This window comes from Vibrio plantisponsor (assembly GCF_013041605.1).
Taxonomy (GTDB): Bacteria; Pseudomonadota; Gammaproteobacteria; order Enterobacterales; family Vibrionaceae; genus Vibrio; species Vibrio plantisponsor.
Map to the genome: position 1 here is coordinate 1 of NZ_JABEQC010000033.1, position 1479 is coordinate 1479.

Consider the following 1479-nt stretch of genomic DNA (forward strand, 5'->3'; position numbering starts at 1 on the left):
TATTTAAAGAAGTTGTGTTTTCATATTTGAATACGCATATAACAATAAATTTAAGCAGATTCGTAACGCTCGGCATTTTTGCTTTGAATCAGCTTCAGTGTTTACGGCACAATGGTTTAGGTTAGTGGTAGCGTTACTCACTACTTAATTTGGCGTTAGCTGGAAAATGAAAAGAGCAGTTTTATTCCGGTTTTGTGGTTCGAGCTTTACACCTGAAAGTTCACGTATTTCAACTATCTCGCCAGTGGCACTTTCATTTAAATGATTGAATCCACCAAGCCGTTTTACTTTTAGTTGTGTGTTCGTCGAGTTCTTTGGTGTGGTTTCTTTGAAACTGAAAGCGGTTCGTGACTAATAAAGTTCTTCGTTTGTCATTGTTGGCTTCATCGTAATTTTTCTTGGTAAGTCATGTTTCGTGGTCTAGGTTTCAGTTTTATAGCTGTCCCTTTTACATTGTGTTCGTATAGTCATAATGTATTTCAAATTAGGCATTTGGGTGCAAACATCAAGCTTCAACGTAACCAGCTAACAAGGCGCTTAAGTCGGACTGCAAACCTGTGGCGTTTTTGGTTCAATCGAGTAGGGTGTTTACGGTGGTTATTTTGAGTTTAGTAGAGTTTGCAGCCACTTAGCTTAGCGTTATATTTTCGAGGAAACTATGAGTTTAATTCCCACATTGAGTGGTACACAAATCGTCGATGGTATTGAATACAATGAACATCCACCACCGAACATGCTAGTAAAAGCAATGGAATACCAGTGGGCTCAACTGTTAATCAATAAAGGTGAACTGCGCCTTTGTCCATTGTCTTTTTATCAAGCCCTGGAAAGTGATGAGTTAGGTGATCGGCTAGAAGGTCAAGGTGAGTTGCGCATAAACTCCCATCCTTATTCATTAACGTCATTAAATGAAAATTTTATTTGGTGTTGCTCAAATCATCCGGATTCTCAATATTCCACTCTATTGAATTTAGATGATAGATATGATGTGGTTATTAAAGTTTTAAATACAGTAGAGTTTGTAAAGCGCATAGCGAATGCGTTACGCCAAAAAGGCTACAATTTTTCGATGCCTCAAGTAGGTCGTGTAAGTTACAACAGAAAATCTGAAATCACATTGGCTTCTCTTCAAAGCCAAAAATGGCAATGGAATGTATTTCAAAAATCCCCGCATTTTGAGCATCAAAATGAATACAGGTTTGTATTTTCAGCTCTGTCGGATTTACCTAAAGGTGAGGCAATTTGCATATCCATAGGAAACTGCGAGGATATCATTGAGCTAGCGAAAATATAACAAGGCGCTTAAGACGGACTGCAAACGCGTGGCGGTTTTAGTTCAAATTGGTTTTATGTGTTTACGGTGGTAATTTTAGGTTCAGTGGTGCGTTTGCAGCCACTTAGCTTAGCGTTATATGCTTCCGTCAGTAGAAGGAATAGAGCTTATGTCACTTTATGAGAAACGAAATAGCAATGCGCAGC

1 protein-coding gene is annotated in these 1479 nt (G+C 38.5%); it reads left to right on the top strand.

Translation table 11 applies throughout. The features are described from left to right. Positions 1 to 658 precede the first annotated feature (658 nt). Positions 659 to 1294, top strand: coding sequence for a hypothetical protein (locus HKI82_RS20315; RefSeq protein WP_206361983.1), 636 nt, complete (start codon positions 659 to 661; stop codon positions 1292 to 1294). The last annotated feature ends 185 nt before the right edge of the window (positions 1295 to 1479 follow it).

Coding starts and splice junctions, on each gene's coding strand:
- HKI82_RS20315 (WP_206361983.1), top strand. CDS start 659: ATGAGTTTAATTCCCACATTGAGTGGTACACAAATCGTCGATGGTATT.